Annotated in this window: 5 protein-coding genes; all 5 read right to left on the bottom strand. The window is 65.2% G+C overall.

The features are described 5' to 3' along the window. Positions 1 to 79 precede the first annotated feature (79 nt). On the bottom strand, positions 80 to 808 hold the full coding sequence (gene rsmG / locus VFA16_RS08895; protein ID WP_324967456.1) for a 16S rRNA (guanine(527)-N(7))-methyltransferase RsmG: 729 nt from the start codon (positions 806 to 808) through the stop codon (positions 80 to 82). Positions 809 to 866: 58 nt separating this feature from the next. Next, complete coding sequence (locus VFA16_RS08900; protein ID WP_324967457.1) at positions 867 to 1415, bottom strand: protein jag; 549 nt, start codon at positions 1413 to 1415, stop codon at positions 867 to 869. A gap of 100 nt (positions 1416 to 1515) precedes the next feature. Beyond that, on the bottom strand, positions 1516 to 2643 hold the full coding sequence (gene yidC / locus VFA16_RS08905; RefSeq protein ID WP_324967458.1) for a membrane protein insertase YidC: 1128 nt from the start codon (positions 2641 to 2643) through the stop codon (positions 1516 to 1518). Beyond that, complete coding sequence (gene yidD / locus VFA16_RS08910; RefSeq protein WP_414687673.1) at positions 2627 to 2971, bottom strand: membrane protein insertion efficiency factor YidD; 345 nt, start codon at positions 2969 to 2971, stop codon at positions 2627 to 2629. The genes yidC and yidD overlap by 17 nt, the downstream gene beginning before the upstream one ends. Beyond that, the coding region (gene rnpA / locus VFA16_RS08915) for a ribonuclease P protein component (RefSeq protein WP_324967459.1) at positions 2968 to 3206 on the bottom strand (239 nt) is incomplete at its 5' end. The genes rnpA and yidD, both read right to left, overlap by 4 nt.

Raw genomic sequence — 3206 nt, forward strand, 5'->3', positions numbered from 1 at the left:
GATGTTTCACGTGAAACCGTTTCACGTGAAACATCGGCCGGCTGCTGCGGTGGGCGCGGCGCCGGCCCGTAGGGCGCGCTCACGCTGACCGCCTTCTCGGCGTGCGTGGGGGCCGCCGACGCGCTGGCGTACGTCGCGCTACCACCACGGTTGCGGGCGGATCCAAGTAGTTCGCGCCACATGTCACTACCCTTACATCGGTTGCGCCCAAGGAGGCCATCACACGCCGGTGCCGGTCGACTTCCTCGCGCGCGCTCACCCCTTTGATCGCCAGTAGCCGGCCACCCGGTCGCAACAGCGGCAGGCTCCACCGGGTCACCTTGTCCAGCGCCGCCACCGCCCGCGACGCCGCCGCATCCATGCGTCCGGCGAGCTGGTCGAGCACCGGTTGCTCCTCGGCGCGCCCCCGCACGACTTCGACGGGTAAGCCGAGTTCTGATACCACGGACTGCAAAAACTCGCTTCGGCGCAGCATCGGTTCGACGAGCACCACCCGAAGATCTGCCCGCGCGATCGCCAGCGGAATGCCGGGCAGGCCTGCCCCGCTCCCGATGTCGACGACCCGGTCCCCTGAATCGAGTAGCTCAGCGATCGCCGCGCTGTTAAGGATGTGGCGGTCCCATATTCGTTCCGGTTCATGGGGCCCGAGCAACCCGCGCTCCACAGCGGCGCCCGCTAGAAGTTCGGCATACCGCTCAGCCAGCTCGAGCCGTGGTCCGAAAATCTCCGTCGCAGCCGCCGGCGTCGCAGCCGCGGGCGTCGCAGCCGCGGGCGTCGCTCCCGCACCCGCATGTTTCACGTGAAACATCCTCCGGCCCTCCGCCATGGCGCGTCCCGCCTAACTACACGGGTGTAACTTTCTTCAGCTAGTCGAGCAGCACGACGACCCGGCGCAACGGCTCCACGCCCTCGCTTTCGCTGCGCACCCCGGGAACCGCGGCAACGGCGTCGTGCACGATCTTGCGCTCGAACGGCGTCATCGGACTCAGCTCTTCACGCTCTCCGGTCTCCAACACGCGCCGCGCGACCTTGTCGCCCAGCGCAGCCAACTCATCCCGGCGCCTACGCCGCCAGCTTGCGACATCGAGCATCAGCCGGCTGCGTACTCCGGTCTTTTGGTGAACCGCCAGCCGGGTCAATTCCTGGAGCGCGTCAAGCACTTCTCCGTGGCGGCCGACCAACTTGTTGAGGTCGTCGCCACCGTCGATGCTCACCACCGCGCGGTTGCCCTCGACGTCGAGGTCGATATCGCCGTCGAAGTCGAGCAGGTCCAACAACTCTTCCAGGTAGTCGCCGGCGATCTCGCCTTCGGCGACCAGCCGCTCTTCCAGGTCGTCGAGGTCGTCGCTATCGGGGGTCTCTGCCGTCGGGTCTTGCTCTTCCGCCTCGCGGTCGGTGGTGTCGGCATCAGCCATGCCTGTATCTCCTCGTCCCGTCATGCCGGGGTGGCTTTCGTCACCGGCTCATTCTCATCGGCTAGCGGCCGCGGGTTCGTCGGTTTGATCGCTTACCCGGTCACCGTTTACGTCGCTTCGGTTTGGCGCCAGGGCGTGGTGCCCGGCTACCCGAACTGCCGCTTCGCCCAACCTGATTCGGCTTAGCAGCCTTCGCGCTCGCCGGCTTTCCGTCGCTACCTTCGGTGGTCGCTTCCACGCTCGACGATCCGGTCTCCGGGGCAGCCACCGTCCCGGGCGAACCGTTACCGGTCGATGGTGCCGCTTTCGCCTCGCGCTTCGGCTTGGCGCCGGGCGCCGGCGCATTGGCTGCTCGCCGCTGGATCGCGGCTTGTTTTTTGGCCTCTTCTTCTTTCTCGATCATCCCGAACACGTAGTGCTGCTGACCGAAGGTCCAGATGTTATTCGCAAACCAGTACAAGATGATCGCCAACGGCAGAAACGGGCCGCCGACCACCACGCCGAGCGGAAAGACATACAGCGCAAGCTTGTTCATCATCGCGGTCTGCGGATTGGCGGCAGCCTCGGGACTCTGCCGGGCTATCGAGGCCCGGCTGTTGAAGTACGTTGCGACGCCGGCGAGGATCATCACCGGCACGCCTACCGCGATCACCGCGGGCCGACTGAATTCGGTGAACGCATCCAACCCCGTCCGCTGCGTCATAAACGCGCCGATCGGAGCGCCGAACAAGTTGGCATCCAGGAAGTGCGCCACGTCCGTGGGGCTGAACACATAGTTCCCAGTCGCCCGGTTCTCGGCCACCGACAGGTGCGGTTGCCCGAAGCCACCGGTGGTCCGGTTGAACGAGCGCAGCACGTGATACAGGCCGATGAACACCGGGATCTGGGCCAGCATCGGCAGACAGCCCAGAATGGGGTTGAACCCGTGTTCGCGCTGCAGCTTCTGCATTTCCAGCGCCATGCGCTGACGGTCTTTCCCGTACTTTTTCTGCAGCGCCTTGATTTGGGGCTGCAGTTCCTGCATCTGTCGGGTGGTCTGGATCTGCCGCACGAATGGCTTGTACAGCAGCGCCCGCAGCGTGAACACCAGAAACATCACCGACAGTGCCCAGGCGAAAAAGTTCGACGGCCCCAGCAGAAAACCGAATGCCTTGTACCAAAGCCACATAATGGCTGATACGGGGTAGTAGATGATGTCGAGGCTGAACAAATCAAACAACGGACGCACTCTCCCCATACTTCGTTCGGGTGGCCCCGACGTCACCGGCGCAGGCAGCATGCCCGTCATGCCGCTCAGGAATCGGATCCCAACCGCCTTGATGCCACGGCCCGCATTTGGCGAGTCGGGTCAGCGCCAGCCAGCATCCGCGAACCAGCCCATACTCGGTAAGGGCGTCGACGGTGTACTGGCTGCATGTCGGAATGAATCGGCACGTCGCTGGCCGCAGCGGCGACACCATATGCCGATAGAGCTGGATCAGAAAAATCAGACCGCGCGCCACCGCCCTACCGGCACGGCCCGCCGCGTCGGTGCACCTGCGCCCTTGTGAGCTCACCGGGGCCGCCCCATCAGCTCACGCACGCGGCACAGCCCGGTCCGTAACTCGTGTTCCAGCCTGGCTGACGGCAACTCACGGCTACCCGGAAGCGCGCGGATCACTACCCGGTCGCGTGGATCCAACTCCCCCAACACGCCTCGCGCGACATGACGCAATCGGCGCGCCACGCGATGTCTTTCGACGGCGGAGCCCACCGACTTGGCGATGATCAGTCCGACCCGTGGACCCGGTG

Source organism: Mycobacterium sp., assembly GCF_035653355.1.
In the GTDB taxonomy this organism is placed as follows: Bacteria; Actinomycetota; Actinomycetes; order Mycobacteriales; family Mycobacteriaceae; genus Mycobacterium.